Source organism: Streptomyces sp. NPDC087844 (genome assembly GCF_044742785.1).
Classification (GTDB): Bacteria; Actinomycetota; Actinomycetes; order Streptomycetales; family Streptomycetaceae; genus Streptomyces.
Genome location: NZ_JBIUVD010000031.1, coordinates 82,147 through 105,236, shown reverse-complemented (window position 1 = coordinate 105,236; position 23,090 = coordinate 82,147). Strand labels below are relative to the sequence as shown.

15 protein-coding genes are annotated in these 23,090 nt (G+C 70.2%); 9 read left to right on the top strand and 6 right to left on the bottom strand.

The annotated features are described in order from the left end of the window. Window positions 1-279: 279 nt before the first annotated feature. Both ACIOKD_RS38750 and ACIOKD_RS38745 read left to right on the top strand, forming a co-directional pair. Window positions 280-642 carry an STAS domain-containing protein gene (locus tag ACIOKD_RS38750; RefSeq protein ID WP_402092955.1) on the top strand — a complete coding sequence of 121 codons (363 nt, stop codon included), beginning with the start codon at window positions 280-282 and terminating at the stop codon, window positions 640-642. After that, window positions 639-1,565: an anti-sigma factor RsbA family regulatory protein gene (locus tag ACIOKD_RS38745; RefSeq protein WP_402092954.1), complete on the top strand. Its 927-nt coding sequence runs from the start codon at window positions 639-641 to the stop codon at window positions 1,563-1,565. The genes ACIOKD_RS38750 and ACIOKD_RS38745 overlap by 4 nt, the downstream gene beginning before the upstream one ends. A gap of 419 nt (window positions 1,566-1,984) precedes the next feature. On the opposite strand, the gene ACIOKD_RS38740 is transcribed toward ACIOKD_RS38745, so the two are convergent. Continuing rightward, window positions 1,985-2,845, bottom strand: coding sequence for an alpha/beta fold hydrolase (locus tag ACIOKD_RS38740; protein WP_402092952.1), 861 nt, complete (start codon window positions 2,843-2,845; stop codon window positions 1,985-1,987). Window positions 2,846-2,944: 99 nt separating this feature from the next. Continuing rightward, the gene (locus ACIOKD_RS38735; protein ID WP_402092951.1) at window positions 2,945-3,403 is read right to left on the bottom strand and encodes an SRPBCC family protein; all 459 of its coding nucleotides are present in this window, start codon (window positions 3,401-3,403) and stop codon (window positions 2,945-2,947) included. Window positions 3,404-3,552: 149 nt separating this feature from the next. Between ACIOKD_RS38735 and ACIOKD_RS38730 the strand changes: the two genes are divergently transcribed. After that, window positions 3,553-4,560, top strand: coding sequence for a YihY/virulence factor BrkB family protein (locus tag ACIOKD_RS38730; protein ID WP_402092950.1), 1,008 nt, complete (start codon window positions 3,553-3,555; stop codon window positions 4,558-4,560). A 57-nt stretch (window positions 4,561-4,617) separates the two neighbouring features. On the opposite strand, the gene ACIOKD_RS38725 is transcribed toward ACIOKD_RS38730, so the two are convergent. Continuing rightward, window positions 4,618-5,859 (bottom strand): aminotransferase class V-fold PLP-dependent enzyme, encoded by a 1,242-nt coding sequence (locus ACIOKD_RS38725; RefSeq protein WP_402092948.1) that lies wholly within the window; start codon window positions 5,857-5,859, stop codon window positions 4,618-4,620. A 283-nt stretch (window positions 5,860-6,142) separates the two neighbouring features. Here ACIOKD_RS38725 and ACIOKD_RS38720 point away from each other — a divergent pair, with 283 nt between their 5' ends. Next, complete coding sequence (locus tag ACIOKD_RS38720) at window positions 6,143-8,689, top strand: discoidin domain-containing protein (RefSeq protein ID WP_402092964.1); 2,547 nt, start codon at window positions 6,143-6,145, stop codon at window positions 8,687-8,689. 149 nt (window positions 8,690-8,838) lie between these two features. Then, window positions 8,839-10,293, top strand: coding sequence for a glyceraldehyde-3-phosphate dehydrogenase (locus tag ACIOKD_RS38715; RefSeq protein WP_402092947.1), 1,455 nt, complete (start codon window positions 8,839-8,841; stop codon window positions 10,291-10,293). 97 nt (window positions 10,294-10,390) lie between these two features. Here ACIOKD_RS38715 and ACIOKD_RS38710 read toward each other — a convergent pair whose 3' ends face one another. The 3 genes from ACIOKD_RS38710 to ACIOKD_RS38700 all read right to left on the bottom strand — a co-directional run bounded on the left by ACIOKD_RS38710 (window position 10,391) and on the right by ACIOKD_RS38700 (window position 19,907). Continuing rightward, window positions 10,391-13,678, bottom strand: coding sequence for a family 78 glycoside hydrolase catalytic domain (locus ACIOKD_RS38710; protein WP_402092946.1), 3,288 nt, complete (start codon window positions 13,676-13,678; stop codon window positions 10,391-10,393). Window positions 13,679-13,727: 49 nt separating this feature from the next. Further along, on the bottom strand, window positions 13,728-17,135 hold the full coding sequence (locus tag ACIOKD_RS38705; RefSeq protein ID WP_402092944.1) for a glycosylhydrolase-like jelly roll fold domain-containing protein: 3,408 nt from the start codon (window positions 17,133-17,135) through the stop codon (window positions 13,728-13,730). A 216-nt stretch (window positions 17,136-17,351) separates the two neighbouring features. Further along, a complete protein-coding gene (locus ACIOKD_RS38700) occupies window positions 17,352-19,907 on the bottom strand; it encodes a beta-L-arabinofuranosidase domain-containing protein (RefSeq protein WP_402092942.1) in 2,556 nt (851 codons plus the stop codon). Window positions 19,908-20,174: 267 nt separating this feature from the next. Between ACIOKD_RS38700 and ACIOKD_RS38695 the strand changes: the two genes are divergently transcribed. The 4 genes from ACIOKD_RS38695 (at window position 20,175) to ACIOKD_RS38680 (ending at window position 23,046) form a co-directional block, all read left to right on the top strand. Continuing rightward, window positions 20,175-20,753, top strand: a complete 579-nt coding sequence (locus tag ACIOKD_RS38695; protein ID WP_402092940.1) for an RNA polymerase sigma factor — start codon at window positions 20,175-20,177, stop codon at window positions 20,751-20,753. Beyond that, complete coding sequence (locus ACIOKD_RS38690; RefSeq protein WP_402092939.1) at window positions 20,740-21,480, top strand: hypothetical protein; 741 nt, start codon at window positions 20,740-20,742, stop codon at window positions 21,478-21,480. Before ACIOKD_RS38695 ends, ACIOKD_RS38690 begins: the two co-directional genes overlap by 14 nt. 201 nt (window positions 21,481-21,681) lie before the next feature. Further along, window positions 21,682-22,494 (top strand): SAM-dependent methyltransferase, encoded by an 813-nt coding sequence (locus ACIOKD_RS38685; RefSeq protein WP_402092938.1) that lies wholly within the window; start codon window positions 21,682-21,684, stop codon window positions 22,492-22,494. Between the two features lie 129 nt (window positions 22,495-22,623). Next, window positions 22,624-23,046, top strand: coding sequence for a PPOX class F420-dependent oxidoreductase (locus tag ACIOKD_RS38680; protein ID WP_402092936.1), 423 nt, complete (start codon window positions 22,624-22,626; stop codon window positions 23,044-23,046). Window positions 23,047-23,090: the final 44 nt, after the last annotated feature.

The window sequence follows — 23,090 nt, the reverse complement described above, 5'->3', positions numbered from 1 at the left end:
CTACCTCGCAGGCCTCCACCTCCGCGCCTCCATGATCTGGATCAACGACCTGCTGAAGGCAACTGACTGATCACGACATCACACAGGCCCTAGGCGCAGCCCTGGTTTTCGCTTCCCCCGCGCCGGGAAGCGGAAACCGGTCCGTGTCCCACCACGGAAGCGGCACAGGAGCAGCGCAGGAGCGGCACCCGATCGGATCTTCCTTGCCCTGGTGGCTTCACGGGGGTCGCGGAGAGGGAATAATGGGGTGGAAACGACGACACTCCAGGGGTGGTCAGCGTGGACAGAGCGTGGGAGGCGGACCCGCCGGACGTGTCGTCCGCACGGTCCACGGGCACTCTCCAGGTGCGGCCACTGGCCGACCGGACGGGCTGGCAGGCCGCGGGCGAGGTCAGTCTGGCCACGCGCACGGCCTGGGAACGGACGCTGGACCGGCTGGCTCTGGAGGATGTGGAGGTGTGCCACTTGGAACTCTCGGCGGTCACCTTCGTCGACGTCGCCGGTGTCTCCGCCCTCGCGGTGGCGGCTCAAGGTCTTCCCGAAGGACGTCGCATCATGATCGAACAGCCGCCTGCCGCCGTGGAACGGGTACTGGACATGTTCTGGCCCGACCTGCCGGGCGTCGAGGTGGTGGCGCGATGACGGCCCCGCCCTCCGAGTCGTTCGTGCATCCCGCCCTTTTCTACCGGGGCGAGGAGGAGTATGTGGACGGCACTGTGCCGTTCATCCGTGAGGGTCTGGCGGCCGGTGAACCGGTGGCGGTCGCCGTGCCCGGCCCGAAGCTGGACGTCCTGCGCTCAGCCCTGGGCGAGGCCGCCACGGATGTGCGCTTCATCGACATGACGCAGGCCGGACGCAACCCCGGACGGATCATCCCCAAGGTGCTGCGCGTCTTCGCCGACGCCCACCCGAGGACACGGGTCCGGATCATCGGCGAGCCGATCTGGCCCGAACGCACCGGCGTGGAGTACCCGGCCTGCGTGCAGCACGAGGCACTGATCAACTCGGCGTTCGAGGGCCGGGAAGTGACGATCCTCTGTCCGTACGACGAGGCCGGGCTCAGCGAGCAGGTGCTGACCGACGCGTACGCGACGCATCCCGTCGTGATCTCCAACGGCCGGCAGCGCAACAGTCCGTCCTACGCGCCCGAGCGGGTGGTGCAGCGTTACAACGAACCCCTGCCGGTCGCGGAGGCGGCGGAGGGTTACGCCTTCGGGGCGGACGGCCTGCCGGCGGCCCGGGGCTTCGTGGCCGAGCGCGCCGAGCGGTTCGGTCTGTCCGGCGTCCGGCTGGACGATCTGGCGCTGGTCGTGGCCGAGCTGACCATTAACAGCGTGGTGCACGGCGGCGGTTCGGGGACGGTGTATGTGTGGGCCGAGGACGGTCAGGTGGTGTGCGAGGTGCGCGACGGGGGGCAGCTGAAGGATCCGCTCGCCGGGCGGCGGCCTTCCCCGCCTGCGCAACTGGGCGGGCGGGGCCTGCTGCTGGTGAACTACCTCATGGATCTGGTACGCGTTCATACCGGCCCCGACGGCACGGTCGTTCGCTGTTACGTCGACGTCTGAGGGATTCGCCCACCGTCCACCGGGGCGTTCTTGTTCTTGAGGACATTCTTGTTCTTGAGGGGGTGTTCGCGGCTGCGGGTCGGCTGTGGCTGGGTGCGCAGTTCCCCGCGCCCCTAGGGGCTGGGGGACGAGCCCTGCCGAGATGCGTAGGGCAGCCCGAGTGAGGGTGTGCTTGCAGGGGTGCCTTTGCGGCTGCGGGTCGGTCGTGGTCGGGTGCGCAGTTCCCCGCGCCCCTGGGGGCTGGGGGACGAGCCCTGCCGAGATGCGTAGGGCAGCCCGAGTGAGGGTGTGCGTTCGGGGGTGCGGCTGCGGGTCGGTCGTGGCCGGGTGCGCAGTTCGTCGTGCCCCTGGGGGCTGGGGGAAGCCCCGGCGAGATACACAGGTGGGGGCTGCGTCGTGGCCCTTCCTGGGTGGTCTGGTCAGGGGTGGAAGAAGTCGGTCAACGACTCGGCCAGTTCGTCGGGAGCCTGTTCGGCCACGTGGTGGCCGGAGTCGATTCCGTGGCCGCGTACATCGGGGGCCCAGTCGGCCCAGATCTTCAACGGGTCGCCGTAGAGGTCCTCCAGGTCGTCCCGGAGCGACCAGAGCGCCAGCGCGGGGCACGCGATCCGTGTTCCGGCGGCCCGGTCGGCCTCCTCATGTTCCCTGTCGACGGTCAGCCCCGCCCGGTAGTCCTCCAGCATCGCCCGGACCACGTCCGGGTTTCGCATGGCTTCGCGCCACTCGTCGTGGTTCTCCTGCCCCATGCTCCGCGGGTCGCCGTGGTACCAGCTGTCCGGATCGGCGTTGATGACGCGCTCGGGGATGTCCGGCTGCGCGAAGAAGAACCAGTGCCACCACTCGGTGGCGAACTTCGCGGTGATACGGGACAGGTGCTCGCTGAGGGGGAGGCAGTCGATCAGCGCCACGCGCCGGACCGCCTCGGGGTGATCGAGGACCAGACGCAGCGCGACACTGCCTCCGCGGTCGTGCCCGGCCAGCATGAACCGCTCATGACCGAGGTGGCGCATGACCGCCACCACGTCCTGCGCGACAGCGCGCTTGGCGTAACCCGCGTGGTCGGCGGTGAACGCCGGACCACGCGAGCGGCCGTATCCCCGCAGGTCGGGGCAGACGACGGTGAAGCCCCGCTCGACCAGTCGGGGAGCGACCCGGTGCCAGGTCGCGGAGGTCCTGGGGTGGCCGTGCAGCAGGACGACGGGCGGCCCCTCTCCGCCGTGGCGGACGAATGCGGACGACTCCTGGAGCCGGACCACCTCGGAATCGAAACCCTCGAACATCCGTCCGGCCTCCCGGTCCGTTCCTTCTACTGCTCCGGTCGTTCGCCCTGCTGCTCCGGCCTGGCCCCCGCTACGCACCGCACGTGGTGCGCGGCGTGGTCAGCCGGGCGTGACGCGGCCGCGCCAGGAACCGGACGCGCCGCCCTGCTGCTCGATGTACTCCTTGAAGCGCCGCATGTCCCCCTTCACCCGGCGGTCGATCGTCCCCGTCATGTCGGCGGCCTTCTCGGCCACCCCGGTCGGCTCCACGTCCATCACGAGCTGCACCCGCGTACGCGTGTCGTCCAGCCGCTGGAAGCTGACCGTGCCCTTCTGCCTGGTGTCACCGCTGGTGGTGCGCCAGGTGATGCGCTCATCGGGGAACTGGTCGACGATCTCCGTGTCGAACTCGCGCTTCACTCCACCGATCTTGGTGGTCCAGTGGTTGTGGCGGTCGTCGACCTGCCTGATCTCCTCCACGCCCTCCATGAACTTCGGGAACTCCTCGAACTGGGTCCACTGGTTGTAGGCGACGCTGACGGGGACCTCGACCTCGACCGCTTCCTTGACCGTGCTCATCAGGTGGCTCCTTTCCACGTGGATCTCGTCTCGGCGCGGCGGGTACCCGATGAGCGTCTTCCTACAACTCGATGGAGCCATTGCTTCCGGTCAGCAGTCCTCGCCGCCGGTCGGCGCATGGGCGGGGCGGCGCGGGATACCCGGCCGATATGTCAAGGACACCGAAATCCGAGCAGCAGACTCCGGGCCCGGCGGAGCACATAGAGGAACGGGCACCGGACAAGCTCCACGAGTTGCCGAAGCGGTCATGGCTGGCCGTTCTCAAAGGCACGGTCAAGGAGTTCAAGGACGACGAGCTTGCCGACAGGGCCGCGGCACTGACGTACTACGGGGTGCTCTCGCTGTTCCCCGCGCTGCTGCTCCTGGTCTCGCTCCTGGGCATCGCCGGCAAGTCGGCGACCCAGGAGGTCCTGGACAACCTCAAGAAACTGACTCCCGGCTCCGCGCGGGACATCATCAGCGACGCGGTGACGCAGTTGCAGGGCCGGGGCGGCATCGGCTCCGTCATGGCGGTGGTCGGTGTCGTTCTCGCCGTCTGGTCGGCCTCCGGTTATGTGGCGGCCTTCATCCGCTCCGCCAACGCCGTCTACGACATGCCGGAGGGACGCCCCGTCTGGAAGGTGCTGCCCATTCGCGTGGGCGTGACCGTCGTGCTCCTGGTGCTGACGGTGATCAGCGCGCTGATCGTGGTGTTCACCGGTGGCCTGGCCCGCGAGGCGGGCGGCGCGCTGGGCATCGGCGACACGGCGTTGACGGTGTGGTCGATCGCGAAGTGGCCGGTGCTGGTCGTGCTCGTCACGATCATGATCGCCCTTCTCTACTGGGCGACACCGAACGTGAAGGGCCGCGGCTTCAAGTGGATCACTCCCGGTAGCGTGCTGGCCCTGCTGATCTGGATGATCGCCTCGGCCGGGTTCGCGTTCTACGTGGCCAACTTCGGCTCGTACAACAAGACCTACGGCACGCTCGCCGGTGTCATCGTCTTCCTGATCTGGCTGTGGATCAGCAATATCGCGATCCTGCTCGGGCTGGAGTTCGACTCCGAGATGGCACGGCAGCGCGCCATCGCGGGCGGCCTGCCGGACACCGAGGAGCCCTATGTTCCGCCCCGGGACACCCGCGCCTGGAGCGACGAGGAGCAGCGCCGCATGGAATGACGGGCCGCATGGGACGAGGAAGGGGATGACGAGGGAGGGCATGAGGGCGCCGACCGGTCACCCGGCCTTGCGCGCGAGTTCGGCGACGGCCTCCACGGCCCGGTCCAGTTCGGCATGGGTGTTGTAGTAGTGCGGTGAGAGGCGTACCAGGGGGTGGACGTCGCGCACCTCCGTGTCGAACTGGGTGTGCTCGGGGACGGTGGTGCTCACGTTGATCCCCTGCCGCGCGAGCGCCGCGGCGACGTCCGCGGTGGGCACGGCGTCGACCTTCGCGGTCACGATGGCGCACCGGACCCGGCCGAGGTCGTACGTCCTGACGCCGGGCAGAGCGTCGAGGCCCTGGCGCAGATACGCGCCGAGGGCGACGGCCCGCTCCCCGATCGAGTCCATGCCCAGGTCCAGGGCCTGGCGGACGGCCGCTCCCAGCCCCAGTACATTCGCGTAGCTCGCTTCCCAGCTCTCGAAGCGCCGTGCGCCGGCGTGCCAGGTGAAGCCCCGTTCGCCGTCCCAGGTGGCCGCCTCGATGTCGCTGACGAACGGGTCGAGGTACTCCAGGGCCTCGCGGCGGACCCACAGGAAGCCGGTGCCGCGCGGGCCCCGCAGGAACTTGCGGCCGGTGGAGGTGAGCATGTCGCAGCCGATCCGGGTGACGTCGACGGGGAACTGCCCCACGGACTGTGTGGCGTCGAGCAGGAAGGGCACGCCGGCGGCTCGCGCGATCCGGCCGATCTCGTGCGCCGGGTTGACCAGTCCGCCGCTCGTGGGGATGTGGGTGACGCCGATGAGCCTGGTGCGCTCGTCGATCAGTGCGGCCAGCGCCGCGGTGTCGAGTTGGCCGTACTCGTCGTCGGGGACCACCACGATCTCGGCACCGAAACGCCGGGCGGTCTGCAGATAGGCCAGTACGCTGCTGCCGTACTCCGCCCGGCCGGTCAGGATGCGGTCGCCCGGCGTGAAGGTCATCGAGTAGAAGGCGGCGTTCCACGCGTGCGTGGAGTTGTCGAAGAGCGCGATCTCGTCGGGCTGCCCGCCCACCAGTCGGGCGATGGCCGTACGGGTGGCGTCGATGCGGTCCCGTTCCTGGCGGGCGGCCTCGTATCCGCCGATGTCCGCCTCAAGCTCCAGATGGGCGATCATCGTCGCGAGGGTCCGCCGGGTGAGCAGCCCGGCTCCCGCGTTGTTGAGGTGCACCCGGTGCGCGGTACCCGGGGTGTCTTCGCGGAGCGCCTCGATGTCCAGGCCGGGGTGTTCCCCGCTGCTGCTTTCCACGGTGCCTTGTCCCACGCCGGTGTGTTCCATGACGGTGTGTTTCCATCCGTCCGGCCTTCGTATGCGTCTCCCGCCCGGACCAAGACCTCTCCCCCGACACCCGGCCCACGAGCAGCGCCGTAAAGAAGTCGTGTCCGACGGGTTGCCGAGCAGTTGATTCATTACTTAAATCAACACCTGAACTAAGCGTCACAGCATTGGTGTCGGGCCCCTCGCCGCACTGGTTCGGGTTCCTCACGCTCTGGTTCGGGTTCGTCCCGACCGCTCCTCGCCCTCCACACCCGCACGGAGTCAACGTATGAGACGTCAACGTTTGCGACTCAGATCCCTGGGGTTCGCGCTCGCCACAGCGGCCGCGCTCATCACCGTCCCCGCCCAGCTACCGGCCGCCGCGGCCGAAGCACCGCTCTCTCAGGGCAGAACCGCCGCCTCCTCCTCCGACGAGAACGCCGGCACCCCCGCCGCCGGCGCGGTCGACGGTGACACCGGGACCCGGTGGTCGTCGGCCCGTACCGATGCCCAGTGGCTCCAGGTCGACCTCGGGACCTCGGCCACGCTCAGCAAGGTCGTCCTCAACTGGGAGGCGGCCTACGGCAAGGACTACAAGATCCAGGTCTCCGACAACGGCAGCTCCTGGACCGATGTCAAGGCCGTCACCGGCGGCGACGGCGGCACCGATACGCTCGATGTCTCCGGCCAGGGCCGTTACGTCCGGATGCAGGGCGTCTCCCGTGCCACCGAATACGGCTACTCCCTCTGGGAGTTCCAGGTCTTCGGCACCTCCGGCAACCCCCCGGCCGCCGCCTGCTCGACCGCCAACGCCGCCCGGGGCAGGACGGCCACCGCCTCCTCCACGGAGAACGCGGGCACGCCCGCCGCGTCCGCCTTCGACGGCGACACGGGCACCCGCTGGTCCAGCCAGGCGTCCGACCCCCAGTGGGTACGGGTGGACCTCGGCTCGGTCCAGGACATCTGCAAGGTCGACCTCAACTGGGAGGCCGCCTACGGCAAGGACTTCACCGTCCAGGCCTCGGCCGACGGCCAGGCCTGGACGACGTTGAAGGCCGTCACCAACGGCACCGGAGGCACCGCCTCCTACGACGTCAGCGGCTCGGGCCGCTATGTCCGGGTCAACGGGACGGCTCGCGGCACCGGTTACGGCTACTCGCTGTGGGAGGTCGCGGTGCACACCGGCACCGGCGGCAGCACCCCGCCCGTCGAGGGCGGCGGCGACCTCGGCCCCAACGTCATCGTCGTGGACCCGAACACACCGAATCTGCAAGCCAAGTTCGACCAGGTCTTCACCCAGCAGGAGTCCAACCAGTTCGGCTCCGGCCGCTACCAGTTCCTGATGAAGCCGGGCACGTACAACGGCATCAACGCACAACTGGGCTTCTACACCTCGATCTCGGGGCTCGGTCTCAACCCCGACGACGTGAAGATCAACGGTGACATCACCGTGGACGCGGGCTGGTTCGACGGCAACGCCACCCAGAACTTCTGGCGTTCGGCGGAGAACCTGTCGATCAGGCCCGTCAACGGCACGAACCGCTGGGCGGTGGCGCAGGCGGCGCCGTTCCGCCGGATCCACGTCGAGGGCGGCCTCAACCTCGCACCCGCGGGCTACGGCTGGGCCTCCGGCGGTTACATCGCCGACTCGAAGATCGACGGCACGGTCGGTCCGTACTCCCAGCAGCAGTGGTACACCCGCGAGAGTTCGGTCGGCGGCTGGACCAACGGCGTGTGGAACATGACGTTCTCCGGTGTGCAGGGTGCCCCGGCGACGAACTTCGACACCGGTCCGTACACGACGCTGGACACCACACCGGTCTCGCGGGAGAAGCCGTTCCTGTACCTGGACGGCAACGACTACAAGGTGTTCGTGCCCGGCAAGCGGACGAACGCCCGGGGTGTGTCCTGGCCGACGAACGCGGGCGGCACCTCGCTCCCGCTCAGCCAGTTCTACGTGGTGAAGCCCGGCGCGACCGCCGCGACCATCAACGCGGCACTGGCGCAGGGCCTCAACCTCCTGTTCACACCCGGCGTCTACCACCTCGACCAGACCATCAACGTCAACCGCGCCAACACCGTCGTCCTCGGGCTCGGCCTGGCCACGATCATTCCCGACAACGGCGTGGACGCGATGCATGTCGCCGATGTCGACGGGGTCAGGCTGGCGGGCTTCCTCATCGACGCCGGTGCCGCCAAGTCCGACACCCTGCTTCAGGTCGGAGCGCCCGGGTCCTCGGCCGACCACGCCGCCAACCCGACCACCGTGCAGGACGTGTTCGTCCGGATCGGCGGGGCCGGACCCGGCCTGGCCACCCACTCCATGGTCGTCAACAGCGACGACACCATCATCGACCACACGTGGATCTGGCGAGCGGACCACGGTGAGGGGGTCGGCTGGGAGACCAACCGCGCCGACTACGGGCTTGAGGTCAACGGCGACGACGTCCTCGCCACGGGCCTGTTCGTCGAGCACTTCAACAAGTACGACGTGGTCTGGAGCGGCGAACGCGGCCGGACGATCTTCTTCCAGAACGAGAAGGCCTACGACGTGCCGAACGCCGCCGCCGTCACCCATGACGGCATCGTCGGGTACGCCGCCTACAAGGTGGCCGACAGCGTCAACACCCATGAGGCCTGGGGCCTGGGCAGTTACTGCAACTTCACGTCCGACTCGACGATCGTCCAGCACCACGGGTTCCAGGTGCCGGTCAAGTCGGGCGTCAAGCTGCACAGCATCCAGGTGATCTCACTGGGAGGCAAGGGTCAGTACGCCCACGTCGTGAACGACACGGGTGCGCCGACCTCGGGATCGGACACCATCCCTTCCAAGATCACCAGCTTCCCGTGAACCAGCTACCCGTGACAGCCGACTGAGTAGATGAAGAACCTGTGGCCCGCCCTCCCGGCGGGCCACAGGCATGCGGGAGCGGGCCGCGTGCGGGGGGAGATCATCGACCGTTTATCATATGAGCACCGCCTAGCTCGAAAGATAAGCCTGTGACTGTCAATGACGACTCGTTCACCAACTGGAAGAACCGCGAGGAGATCGCGGAGTCGATGATCCCGATCATCGGGAAGCTGCACCGCGAGCGGGACGTCACCGTCCTGCTGCACAGCCGCTCCTTGGTGAACAAGTCGGTGGTCAGCATCCTCAAGACCCACCGGTTCGCCCGGCAGATCACCGGAGTGGAACTGTCGGTCACCGAGACACTGCCCTATCTGCGGGCTCTGACCACGCTCGACCTCGGCCCCTCCCAGATCGACATCGGAATGCTCGCGGCCACGCACCGCGGTGACGACCGCGGCCTCACGGTCGAGGCCTTCACCGCCGAGGCCGTCGCCGGTGCCACGGGCGCCGACAGGATCGGGAGCCGGGAGGGACGCGATGTCGTCCTGTACGGCTTCGGCCGCATCGGCCGTCTCGTCGCCCGCCTGCTCATCGAGAAGGCGGGTTCCGGGAACGGCCTGCGCCTGCGGGCCGTCGTCGTCCGCCGGGGCGGTGGGCGGGCCGCCGAGGATCTCGTCAAGCGCGCCTCGCTGCTGCGCCGCGACTCGATCCACGGCCAGTTCCAGGGCACGATCACCGTCGACGAGGCGAGCAGCACGATCTTCGCCAACGGCAACGCGATCAAGGTGATCTACGCGAACGACCCGTCGGAGGTCGACTACACGGCGTACGGCGTCAAGGACGCCGTCCTCATCGACAACACCGGCATCTGGCGCGACCGCGAGGGCCTGTCGCAGCATCTGCGCCCCGGCATCGACAAGGTCGTGCTGACCGCGCCGGGCAAGGGTGACGTGCCCAACATCGTGCACGGCGTCAACCACGACATGATCAAGCCGGACGAGCGGATCCTGTCCTGCGCGTCCTGCACCACGAACGCGATCGTCCCGCCGCTGAAGGCGATGGCCGACGAGTACGGCGTTGTGCGCGGGCACGTGGAGACCGTCCACTCGTTCACCAACGACCAGAACCTGCTGGACAACTACCACAAGGCCGACCGTCGTGGCCGCTCGGCGCCGCTCAACATGGTGATCACCGAGACGGGCGCCGCCTCCGCCGTGGCCAAGGCGCTGCCCGACCTGGACGCGCCGATCACCGGCAGCTCGATCCGGGTTCCGGTGCCGGACGTCTCGATCGCGATCCTCAGCCTGCGGCTCGGCCGCGAGACGACCCGCGAGGAAGTCCTCGACCATCTGCGGAACGTGTCGCTCACCTCGTCGCTGAAGCGGCAGATCGACTTCACCACCGCCCCCGACGCGGTCTCCAGCGACTTCATGGGCTCGCGCCACGCCTCGATCGTCGATGCCGGCGCCACCAAGGTCGACGGCGACAACGCGATCCTCTACCTCTGGTACGACAACGAGTTCGGCTACTCCTGCCAGGTCGTGCGGGTCGTCCAGCATGTGACGGGGGTCGAGTACCCGACGTACCCGGCGCCCGCGGTCTGATCGCGCCGGCACACCCGGAACGCACGCGGGGAACGCGCACCCAGGTCGCTGACCTGGGTGCGCGTTCGCCGTAGTGCCGCAGGAGACCTCCCCGGCGCTACGAAGCCGCCGAGCGGAAGCTCCAGCGGCCCGACCCGACCTCGTACACCGCCTCGTCGGCGCCCGTACGCACGAGGCGTGCCCCGGCGGGCGCCTGCGCCTTCGCGCCGGAACCGAACAGGGGCACACGCACCTCCGCCGTGCTCCCCGCGGGCACCTCAGCGGTGAGGCGGAACCGGCCGCCGTCCCGCTTCCACTCGGTCCGGGCGACCCCGTACGGAGTGCGGTACGAGCCGGTCGCCGAGGTCATGTCGCCCTCGACGGCCGGGTCGACGAGCAGCTCGGAGTAGCCGACCGAGTCGGCGGTCTGCCCGATGCCCGCGACCCGGGTGGTGAACCAGGAGTCGATGGCGCCGAGCATGAAGTGGTTCTGCGACTGGCCGGGTCCGCCGTCCCAGGACTCGCCGAGCGTGGTGTTGCCGGCGCGCACCTGGTAGCCGTAGCTCGGACTGGTCGTCTGCGTGGCGATCGCGTGGACGATGTCGTCGCGGCCGTTGGTGGACAGGACGCGGAACGCGGCGGGCAGGGAGATCTCGCCGAGGGTCAGGTGGTGGCCGGCGTTCTCGACGGCGGTGGTGAAGTGGCCGAGCAGGCGGTCCTTCTCCCCCGCCGGGTACGCGCCCATGTCGAGGGCGAGGGCTTCGGCGCCCTGTCCTGCGCCACCGAAGGTGCCCGTGGCGGAGTCGTAGTACTTCGCGGCCAGGGCCTGCGTGCTCGCGTCGGCCTTCGCCCGGTAGGTGTCGGCCGCGTCCTGGTCACCGAGGACGGCGGCGGTCCTGCTCAGGGCGTCGACGACACGCCAGTAGCCGTAGGTGCCGGCGACCGCCCGCGGGAAGGTGCGGTCCGGGGTGAACCAGTCGCCGAGGCCGTAGTCGAGGATGCCGCCGGAGACCTGCGTCTCCAGGAAGTCGGCGTACTGCCGCATCCGCGGGTAGTACGTGGCCATCGTGTCCCGGTCCCCGTAGGTGGTGTAGAGCTGCCAGGGGACGAGGACGAACGCGCCGCCCCAGTTGGAGTCGTTGCGGTAGGCGCCGGGCAGGCTGGTGTACTCGGGCACGGTGCTGGGGATCAGCCCGTCCGTGGTCTGCGCGTCGGCCATGTCGCGCACGATCTTGCGCAGGTAGGAGCGCATGTCGTAGTTGCCCGCGAGTGCCGGGAAGACGAGCTGGTTCTGCTCCAGCCAGCCCAGTTTCTCCCGGCTGGGGCAGTCGGTGAGGACGCTCATCATGTTGCCCTCGACGGCACGGCGGATGAGCGAGTGGATGTCGTTGACGAGCGGGTCGGAGCTGCTGAAGTCACCGGCCGAGGTGTTGTCGGTGCGCAGCACCTTGCCGCGTACGGTCACGGTCGCGCCCTCGGGAACGCCTCTGAGTTCCAGGTAGCGGAAGCCGTGGTAGCTGAAGCGCGGATGCCAGGTCTCGCTGCGGGCGCCTCGGGTGGTGTAGCTGTCCCAGAGGGGTGAGCCCACATTGCTGATGGACTGGAACGCGTGGCCGTCCTTGAGGCTTTCGGCCGGGTAGACGCGGACGGCCGTTCCGGCGGGGGCGCTGACGGTGATCTCGGGCCAGCCCGCGATGTTGCGGCCCAGGTCGAACACCCTGCTCTTCGCGGCGCCTTCGACCTCCTTGCCCTTGAGGGTCTCGACGGCCCTGATGGGTTCGGTCTCGCGGGCGCTGAGTTCGGCGAGGTTCTCCGCCGTGCCGGGGCCGGCCACCGTGACGGCCCTGTCCCAGCCGCGCCGGTCGCCGCCCGGCTCGTCCCAGTGGGCGATCTCGCGGCGGGCGTCGTAGTCCTCGCCGCCGTACCAGTTGGAGGAGGTGGTGGGTCCCAGGGTGGTGCGCCAGTCGTCGCCGCTCGTGACGGTACGGACGCTGCCGTCGGCCAGGGTCACCTCCAGGCGGGCGATCAGCTTGGGGTCGCTCAGGTTGCCGTACAGCTTGCGGTAGCGGTCGGCGGTGCTGACGACGTTGGACATGCCGTTGCCGAGGGCGACCCCGAGGGTGTTGGCGCCCGTCCTCAGGCGGTCGGTGACATCGTAGGTCGCGTACTGGACGCGTTCCGCGTAGTCGGTGTTGGCGGGTTCCAGCACGGCGTCACCCACCGGTTCGCCGTTGAGGGTCGCGTCGTAGATACCCAGTCCGCCGATGTGGAGGCGGGCGCTGCGCACCTTCTTCGGGAGCCTGAAGTCGTCGGTGAGCAGGGGGAGTCCGGCCGGGAGGTAGGGCTCGGGGGCCTTCTGTCCGTCCACGTCCGCGAGTGCGGTGAACGGGCCGGTGGCACTGTCGCCGCTCGAAAGCGCGTAGTCCACGGGGAAGTCGGGGACGCGGCCGTCCGCGGTGAGGACGTCGGCGCGCGGGTACAGCGCCACCTCGTCGAAGGTCTTCGCCGACTTGAGGTCGAGGGTGAGGGCCACGGGTGCGCCGGAGACGTCGGCGCCGGTGTGGGCGGCGCTCGCGTATCCGGCGGCCGTCTGCAGGGCGCTGTTGGGCAGACCGTCGACGGCGAGGGCAGGTTCCCAGGTCTTGCGCAGGGTGTTGGTCTCGGAGGCGGTCACCGCGGCGCCGCGGGCGAGGCCGGTGGTGGAGGTGGCGGAGTCACGTACGTCTATCTCGCCGAGCTGGACACGCCAGGTGCGGTCGGGGAAGGCCTCCTCCAGCGGCAGCCCCAACTCGGTGACGTCCAGCCGTACGTAACGGGCCGTGGTGCGGGGGACCTTGACGACGACGGGCTCGACCGTGCGCTCGCTCAGCCGCCAGTCCGGGTGCGTGATCCACTGGGCGTTCCCGCCGGTGTTCCAGTCCGACTGCCGGGTCAGGCCGGTCTCGAAGACGGCGGTGTCGCTCCAGCCGGAGTCGCGCGGCCCGTGCGACGACCAGAGCATGACCCGCCAGTACACGCGGTCACGGGAGCCCAGCTCCTGCCCCGCGTACGTGGTCCCGGGCACCGTCGAGCGGACCTTGCCCGAGTCCCACAGGTCGGGCCGGCCGCGGCGCAGCAGCTCCGGGGAACTGGCCGCCTGGACGCGGTAGGCGCTCTGGCGGGTGTTCGTGGCGCGGGCGTCGGTCTCCCAGCTGAGGTCGGGTGTGGTGTCGTCGATGCCCAGGGCCTGGCTCAGGTGCTGGGTGCGCAGGCGGTCCGGGGTGACGGTGGCGTTGTCGGCCGTGGTGGCGTCGGCGGTGACGGCGCCTGCGAGGACGGTCACGAACGCGGTCAGTCCGGCGAGGAGTACGGGTACGGGCCGCCGGTGTCCGCCGCGGGGACGCGGTCGCGGACGGGGTCTGAGCATGAGGGCTCCATGAAGTGCGTGCGGGGCGGGAGAGAAGCGATAGGGAGAGTCAGTCGCGGGTGAGGTCGACGGTGAGCCGGCGTCGGAAGCGCAGGGTCACCGGTCCGAGCAGGCCGGACGGCAGGGGTTTGTTGCGCTCGTTGGAGAGCGTGTTGGCCACGCGGACGGCGAGGGAGTTGCGACCGGCCTTGACCAGGCGGGTGATGTCGACGGTCCACGGCGCCCACAGCAGCGGCGGGAGTGCGGTGCCGTTGACGGTGACGGCCGCCACGTCACGGACGTCGCCGAGGTCGAGCAGGACGCGGCGCCCGTCGAGGAGCGCCCGCTCGACGTCGAGGTCCCTGGTGTAGGTGCCGCTGCCGGAGAAGAGGCGGTCGTGTTCGACCCAGCTGCCCAGGGGCCCGGTGACCGGTGTGGAGCCCTCGCGTTCCAGGGTGAGGGTCCAGTCGCCGTCCACGGTGACCGCGTCGAGGGGGTCATCGGTACGGGCCGTACCGCGATACGTGTGGGAGCCGTCGGTTCCGGTGAACCGGTGACTGCCGGGAGCCGAGGCCTCCACCGTCGCCCGCAGACCCTTCCCGTGCCGCTCGACCGCGAGGACGGGCAGCGGCGAGGCCGTCAGGTGCGGGACCGCCCGTGCGTCGTGGCGTACGACGACGATCCTGGTCTGGTACGGCTCCAGGGTCAGGGGCAGCTGGATGCCGTTCTTGCCGCTCCGGTGCACGGGAGCGGTGCCGGTGCTGCCCGTCGCGGGGTCCCACAGCTCGGGGACGCCGGTGGCCGGGAGGGTCGCGGTCGTCCCGACGTGCTCGCCGCCCTCGTTGTTGACGATGAAGGCGGTGTCCTCGCCGCGGTGGACCCGTATGACGCGTACCGCGTCCTGGGGTGTCTCCAGCACGGCCGCGGCGACCCCTGCCTCGTGGGTCGCGTCGCGCAGGCCCTCCGGATCGGCGACGCGCACGGCGTGCCCGCGGCCGACCGCCCGGCGACCGGGGACCCGCTCGCCGAACAGGTCCGTCAGCGCTCGGGCGAGGGACCGGTCCTCGCGGTCCGCCTCCTCGGCGGCGAGGGTGCCGACGGCCACGACGGTGCCGCCGGCCCGCGCGAACTCCGCGAGGACGCGCACAGAGGCCACGTCCAGGGTCGGTGTCACGGGCACCACCACCAGGTCGTAACGGGCCGCGCCCACGGTCAGCCGGCCGCCTCGCACGTCCGCGTGGCTCAGCAGGTCCGGGTCGCCGGTCAGGGCGCCCTCGTGGACGAGGTCGAAGTCGACCTGGGCCCGCTCCAGGGCGTAGGCGGCGTCGGTGAGCGCGCCGTCCACCTCGCCCTGCCGGTCGGTGCCGGTCCACTGCTCGGCGGCGCGCTGCGGCTGCAGTACGGCGGTACGGGCCCCGGAGGTGCCGCGTCCGGCCTCCATCACGCGGCCGATCCACTCGGCGAGCGGACGCATCGCCCACCACCAGGGGGCGCGCGGGCCGAACGGCGGTGGGAAGTAGACGCGGACCTCGTCGGTCCACAGGGCGTGCAGGACCGTCAGGTTGACGCCCCGGGCGGCCTGCGCGCCGACCGTGGTGTGCACGAACCCGGGTGTGACCTGCCAGCCCATGTTGCCGAACATCTCCAACAGGGCCCGTTCCCGGCCCATTTGATGCGCGACGGACACGGGATTGCGCGGGATCATGGTGGGCTCACCGGCCACGTACTCGGCGGTGATGCTGTCTCCGCCGGGCACGTGCGCCCACTGGTTGACCTTGTGCAGGTCTCCGGTGGAGGGGATGCGCTTGGCCGGAGACGTCTCGTCGTAGAGCGGGTTGGTGATCAGGGCGACGTCACGCTGCTCGTACCAGCGGGCCTGCTTCTGGAAGTAGCGGGCGAAGCGGTTGGACACGGCCTGCCAGTAGCGGCCCCGGGCGATCCGGCCGTCGCGGCCCAGGTCGTCGAAGGCGGCGGCGTAGGCGATGCCCGGCTCGACGTCCACCGCCCGCAGTGCCTGGTCGAGCGTGGGCGACCAGGGAAGGCGTTTGAAGTGCGCCTCGGCCGAGGCGAAGAACGGCTCGTCGTCCCAGAAGCCCGGGACGACCGTGCCGAAGTAGCGGCGGAAACGGCGGTGGTACTCACCCGGGACGATGTCGAGGAACAGTTCCACGGGCTCGTCGTCGAGCAGGTCGATGTAACTGCGGCTGTAGCCCTGCGTGTCGTCGACGAGGGGGGCTCCGCCGAACAGGTCGAGCTGCCAGCGACCCGCCGGGACCTGCCAGGTGTGCGCGCCGCTCAACCGGGCGGTCAGGTCGAGGACTTCGCCGGCGTCCTTGGTGCCCACCGGGCGGGCCGCGGCGGCGACGGCCGTGGCGTCGGCGGCGAGTCGGGCGCGTTCGGGGAAGTCCCCCGCGTCGGCCGGGTCGTCGAAGGTCGTGGTGTGGAGCGAGGTGCCGTCGGCGCCCGTGACCGTGAGGTTGTCCCACAGGGAGCGCTGGTCGGCGACGGCCCGTACGCCCGCCCCGCCGGTCGCGTACCGGTCGTCGGCGACCGTGCCCTTGTCCTTGCCGTCGAGGGTGACGGACAGGCTGCCCCCTCGGACGGTGACGGCCACCGTGTGGAACTTGGTCTTGTTGAAGCCGTCGGTGCGGGTGCTGCGCAGCAGTTCGACCGGGTCCGTGCCGCGGGCGAGGCGCAGGACGGTGACGACCCCGGTCTGGTCGAAGGTGACGGCGTACCCGTCGAGTCCGTCGGCGGAGGCGCGGACTACGAGACCGGCTGCGGTGTGTTCGGCCTTGGCGCTGCCGGTGACGGTGCAGTCCGTCCAGCCGTCGCCGCCCCGCAGCACGGCGGCGCCGTCGAGCACGGCGGCGTCGGCGACCAGTTGTCCGGCCGCCACGCCCACCCCGCTGCTGCGGCGCAGGTCGACGGTGGCGGGGCCTTCGACGACGGTGGTGGAGCGCCAGAGTGCCTTCAGGCGCAGATCGGGCCGCGGCTCGTACGTGCGGGAGCCGACCGTGCCGCCCTTGACGATGTACTCCCCGGCGCGGCCACTGGGAAAGTGGTCGTCGTTGAACAGCCACACCCGCATGCCGGTGCGTTCCGCGGTGCGCAGTACGTGTCCGACGATGTCGAACCATTCCTCGGTGAAGAACACCGGACGCATCTCGGCGTTGTCGAAGGGGAAGAGCACCACCTCGTACATGCCCTTGTCCCGCAGGTCGGCCATCTGCCGGTCCACGAGTTCGGGGGTGACGGGCCCGTTCCAGTACCAGTAGACGGTCGGTCTGCTGTCCCGCCGGGGGTCTGTGAAGTGCTGGGCCGAGAAGGAGCGTTCGGCGGTCAGGGCCGTGGCGCCGGTGCCCGTGGCCGCCTCTTCCGCGGCGAGGGCGGCATCGGGCAGGCCGACCGCGAGAACGGTGCCCGCGGCACCGGCCGCGGCCACGAAGCGGCGTCTGGACAGGTCGTCGTGAGACATGGTGGGACTCCTGCGTGAACGGCGGGCACCGGGGGCGCCCGCCGGACGGAACGGTGTGCTGGGGAATCGGGTCGTTGCGCTATCGGCGTCGCTGCGGAATCGGAGTCGTTGCGGAATCGGGGTCGGAGAGGGGCCGGGGTCGGAGAGGGGCCGGGGTCGGAGAGGGGCCGGGGTCGGAGAGGGGCCGGGGTGCGGTGGAGCACCGAAGGCAGCGGGTCAGCCGGCTGCCAGGCGCGCCGCCTCGGAGGCGCTCAGGGCCCGGTTGTGCAGGCGGAAGTCACGGACCGCGCCGTGCAGGTACGGGTGGGTGCTGTTCTGGGAGCGGCCCAGGTGGTTGCGGGTGCTCGCGCCGAGCAGGAGCGGGCTCGCGACCATGGCGTCGTTGCGTCCCGCCTCGACACCGTCGAGGTAGAGGACACCGGTGCCGCCGCCCAGGGTGAGGGCCACGTGGACCCACTGCCCGACGGGGAGCGGGCCGCCCGCGTCGATGACGTCCTCGGACTCCATACCGGCGATCTTCAGGGCGGCCCGTGCGCGCCGGGCACCGGTGGTCGCCGCCAGGAACAGGTAGGTGTCCTTGTGGTACCCCAGGTCGAAGACACGGGCGGAGGCGGTCAAGGTGTCCACGCGGACCCGGACGCTGACGGTCAGTTCGTCGAGTCCGCCGGGCAGTCCGGCCGGCAGGACGACGTGGGCGCCCCGCCCGTCCAGGAACACGGACCGAACACCGCCGGCTTCGGCCTCGGCCTCGGACCAGGTCGCGCCTGACGCGAGGGTCGCGTCGGCGAAGGTGCGGGTACGGTCGGCCGCCGAGGTTCCGGTCCCCTCGTCGAAGGGGTAGCGGGCGATGTCCCGTTCGTGTGCGGGGCGCGGCTCCACGGCCCAGTAGACGTTGTAGCGCTGGTGGTGCACCTCGTGGAACGGCCGCAGGGACACGCGGCGGTCGTCGGCGAGAGCGGTGAACGCCGTACCGCTGCCGGGCACCGGACGCAGAGTCTCCGGCCGGATCGCGGGGAGCGTGGCGAGCGCGGTGTCGCCGTACTCCCCCGCGAGGACCAGGGGCCCGTACGAGACCGACTGCACCTGCGGGTTGTCCGGGGCTGCCTGCCAGACGGGCCGTCGGGGAAGCACGAGTTCAACCGTGTCCCCGGCGCGCCAGTGCCGTTCCACGGCGGCGTACGTACCCGGCTTCAGCCGGCCGGGAAGGCGCCGGCCGTTGACCTCCAACCGGGGCTCTCGGCCGCTGTCGGCCACCCAGCCGGGGACACGCACCCTCAGTGTGAAGCGGGCGGCTCCCCCGGTGACGGTGAGGCGGGTGCGATCGGTCGTGGGGTGGCCGGTGTCCTGACGTACCGTCACACCTATTTCGGGCCATCGCAGTTCGGAGGGAATGAACAGGTTGACGTACAGAGAGGGCCCGCGCGTATCACGCGTGCGGAAGTAGATGCTGTCCGCGAACTTGGTGTGGGTCTCCAGACCGGAGCCGTGGTCGCAGGAGAAGTTGTCGTAGTCCCCGCTGTAACTGCCGGGCGCCGAGCCGAGGCCGCCCTTGGGCTGCCGCTCCGACCCCGCCCACATTCCGGTGTAGTAGGTGACGAAACCGTGCTCGGAGACGGGATCCTGTTCCCCGAGCATCTGGTTGTAGAGCGTCCACTCGTAGTGGTCCATGTACGCCGAGCGGGAGGGGCGGTGCAGGAACAGGTGCCGGCCGAGCTTGAGCATGTTGTAGCTGTTGCAGTTCTCGCAGGTCACCTCGGACAGCCGGCTCACGATCTCGCCGGGCGGCCCGAACAGCTCCTGGTCGGAGTTGCCACCGATGGCGTACGAATGGTCCCGCACGACCGTCGTCCAGAAGTGCTCGGCGATGTCGAGGTAGCGCTTCTCTCCCGTGGCCTCGTAACCCGGTACCGCTCCCACCACCTTGGCGATCTCGGTGTTGGCGTGGCGGCCCGCGAGTTCGTCCCGGCCCGCGGCCAGCGGGGCGTACAGCTCCTCGTGGTCGAAGCGCCGGGCGGTCCGCAGGTGCGCCGCATCGCCCGTCACCAGGTGGAGGCGGGCGAGTACGTCGTTCATGCCGCCGAACTCCACTTTCAGCACCGTCTGCATCCGCTCGGCGGAGAGCGGTGCGGTGCGGGCGTCCACCCAGGCCGCCATGTCCAGCAGCACCGCCAACGCCTGTTTGTCACCGCCCAGTTCGTACTGGTCGAGCAGCCCCGCCATGATCTTGTGGAGGGTGTAGTACGGGGCCCAGGGCTTGCCGCCGGCCTCCAGCTGGTCGAAGACGGACTCGGGAAACGCGGACAGATATCCCGCGTGGTACCCGGCCGCCGGGGCGGCCCGCTGGCACTCGGCCAGCGCTGACACCAGGGAACGCGCCTTGGCCGCGTAGGCGTCGTCGCCGGTGTTGGCGTACGCCTGGGCCAGTGCGCCGAGCAGATGTCCGGTGGTGTGGCCGCGCAGTTGGACGCCCGGCGCCTCCCAGCCGCCGCAGGGTTCGGCGGCGGAGGGCAGCCCCACGTTCAGCCGGAAGGTGTGCAGCAGCCTGTCGGTGTCGACGAAGAGCAGATACGCGCAGGTGCGCCGCATGTTGGCGAGGAACGGGCTCTCCAGCAGGCGGACGTCGGCCAGGTGGAAGGCGGTGAGGACCGACCGCGGTCCGGCCGTCGCGGCTGTGGCTTCTCGCGGGGCGAGCGAGGCGACGGCTGCCGCCGCGGAGGCGGCGGCCAGGATCTGGCGGCGGGACGGGCGAGGCATGTCGTGCGGTGCGGGCAAGACGCCGTGCTCCTTCCGGGCAGGGAGGTACCAGACGCAAAGCAGAGGTGGCGAACCGAGCAAACTTGAATCGTTTTACATCGTCCGCGGGAGACGGTAAGTGTGCACACCACACGCGTCAAGGGTTCGCGCACGGTGGGACGTTGCCAGGCAGGCCCCCTCTGATTTGAATCGTTCAAAGTGATCAAGGAAGCCTCCGCGGCACGCTCGGGGTGAAGTCCTGGCGTTACGCGGTAAGGGATCGGGACGTGGTGGACATTGCTGGGCATGGATGGGAACGAACGGGGTGAACGGCTGGAGCGACTGTTCCGGCCGACGTATCGAAGGGTGATGGCGTACTGCCTGCGCCGGACCGGTGAAGCGGCGGCCCATGACGCGGTGGCCGAGGTGTACGCGGTGGCATGGCGCCGTCGTCGGCAGTTGCCCGACGAGGACGAGGAGGCGGTGCTGTGGCTGCTGGGCATCGCGCGCCGCGTGCTGGCCAACCAGGAACGCGGGCTGCGTCGTTGGGCGAGGCTGCTGTCACGGGTTGCCGAGCTGCGGGTGACCGAACGGAGCGTTCCCGGTCCGCCGCACGGTGAGGACACCACCGACATGGGCGACGCGCTCTCGGCGGCGCTCGCGCGGCTGCCCGCCGCCGACCGGGAGCTGCTGCGCCTGGCCTACTGGGACGACCTGTCCCGGGCCGGCCTCGCGTCCGTGCTGGGAATCTCCGTCGGCGCCGTCGACACCCGTATGCACCGGGCCCGGCAGCGGCTGAAGCAGCACCTGGCCGCGGCGAACCCGGAGCAGGATCCGACGGATGCGACGGATGCGATGAAGGAGAAGGATCATGCTGAGCGATGAGGCACTCGATCGGATGCTGCACGACAGCGATCCGGATCCCGGGGAACGGGCCACGGACCCGGACTCGCCCGTGGCGACAAGCGTTCTCGCCCGGGTGCGGCAGCGCGCACGGCGGCGGCGCAGGCGTGCGCTGGTCATGGTGCCGACCGTGGCGCTGGTCGTGACGGGGGCGACCGCGGGCACGTACGCGTGGGTGGCCGGTGACGGCCGGGGCCACACCCTCGACTCGACCGGCCTGTCCTGCGTCAGCTCGGACAACGGTGACGCCGTGATGAACTTCGACCCCGGCACGGACGATCCCGTGGCCACCTGCCGGGTGCGGTGGCCCGAGCTGTTCGGGCAGGCGGCTCCCGCCGAGCTCACCGCCTGCGTCGACAGCTCGCGGCAGGGGTCGGTCAATGTGTACCCGGGCGGCCGGGACCAGTGCCGGAGCCATCGCTCGGACCCGTATCTCGGGCCCACGGAGGAGCAACTCCGTTTCTCGCGCTTCCGGGCCGACCTCAAGAAGGAGTTCGCCGACCGCACCTGCGTGCCCCATCCGGAGTTCAGGAAGGTGGTCGGACGGCTGCTGGACCGGCACGGCCTCCAGGGCTGGACGGCACGCCACTTCCAGACCGCCGACCGGGAACCCGAGGGCCCCTGCGCGGACGTGGGCTTCTACGACGAGACCGAAAGGATCATCTGGCTCGGCGACCACAAGGCCGGGACGCCCCTCTCCTGGCCCTGAGCCGCCCCACGGGTACTTCGGGATTCCGGTCCGCCCGCGAGAGAAGGCCCGCGAGATGTCATGGGCAGGCGTACCGGAATCCCGGGACGGCGTGATCAACAGGCGGCAGAATGGCGGGGACGACGGTTCGGTGCCGCCACGGCGGCCGCAGACGCCCAGGACACGCGCGGCATGCCCGGGCGTGTCCGGGAGAGGAAAGACATGAGTGAGAACCAGGCCCCGTCCAGCGGTTCCGGAAGGCTCAACACCGGGGTGGCGCACAACGCCCGGGTCTGGAACTACTGGATCGGCGGGAAGGACAACTACGAGGTCGACCAGGCCGTCGGCGACCAGGTCGCCGGGATGTTCCCGGTGATCCGCGACGTGGCCCGCGCCGACCGGGAGTTCCTCGGACGTGCGGTCCGCCATCTGGTCGAGGAGCGCGGGGTGCGGCAGTTCCTGGACATCGGCACCGGTCTGCCGACCCTGGACAACACGCACGAGATAGCCCAGCGGTCCGCGCCCGACGCGCGCATCGTGTACGTCGACAACGACCCGATCGTGCTCGCCCACGCCCGGACCCTGCTGACCAGCACTCCCGAGGGCGCCACCGACTACATCGACGCCGACGTCCACCACCCCGAGGGCATCATCGAGCGTGCCTCGGGGACCCTGGACCTCGACCGGCCCGTCGCGGTGATGATGCTGGGCATCCTCAACTTCGTCCTCGACACCCACAAGGCCCGGGACATCGCGCACCAGGTCCTGGCGGCGGTCCCGTCCGGCAGCTACCTGGTCCTCACCCACCCCACCACCGACCCCGACCTCGGCGGCGAGGGCAACGTGGCGGCGATGAGGTTCTGGAACGAGAACGCCACCCCGCCGATCACCGCCCGCACCCGCGCGGAGGTCGCCTCCTTCTTCGACGGTCTGGAGTTCCTCGAACCGGGCCTGGTCTCCTGCGCGCACTGGCACCCCGGCACCGGCTCTCCCGCCACGGTCCCTCAGTTCGGCGCGGTGGCCGTGAAGCCCTGACGGGCCGTGAACCCCTGACGGGCGGCTGCGTCGAGTGGCGGGGGCGTCGAGTGGCGGGGGCGAACGCCGGGTACGAGGATGCATCGCGAGGTCCTCACCCTGCGGGCCAGCCCAGATGGAGGAGTGCACATGTCCAAGCCGCCGCTTCCGCCCGAGGCCGTCGAACTGCTGAGCCGCCCGAACGCGGCCGTCATCGCCACGGTGCGTTCGGACGGTGCGCCCGTGTCCACACCCACCTGGTACCTGTGGGAGGACGGTCGGGCGCTGATCAGCATGGACCTGGGCCGGGTGCGCCTGAAACACCTGCGCCGCGACCCCCGGGTGACCCTCACCGTCCTCGACGGGGACGACTGGTACACCCATGTCACCCTCTTGGGCCAGGTGACGGACATGAAGGACGACGAGGGCCTGGCCGACATCGACCGCATCTCCCGCCACTACACCGGTGAGGCCTATCCCGATCGCGTCCGCGACCGGGTCAGCGCCTTCATCGAGGTCGACCGGTGGCACGGCTGGGGCGCGCTGAAGGACAACGACCAGGCGTCGACGTAGGAACTGTCCGTGCGAGCGGTGCGGCACCCGGAGTGATCAGCGCG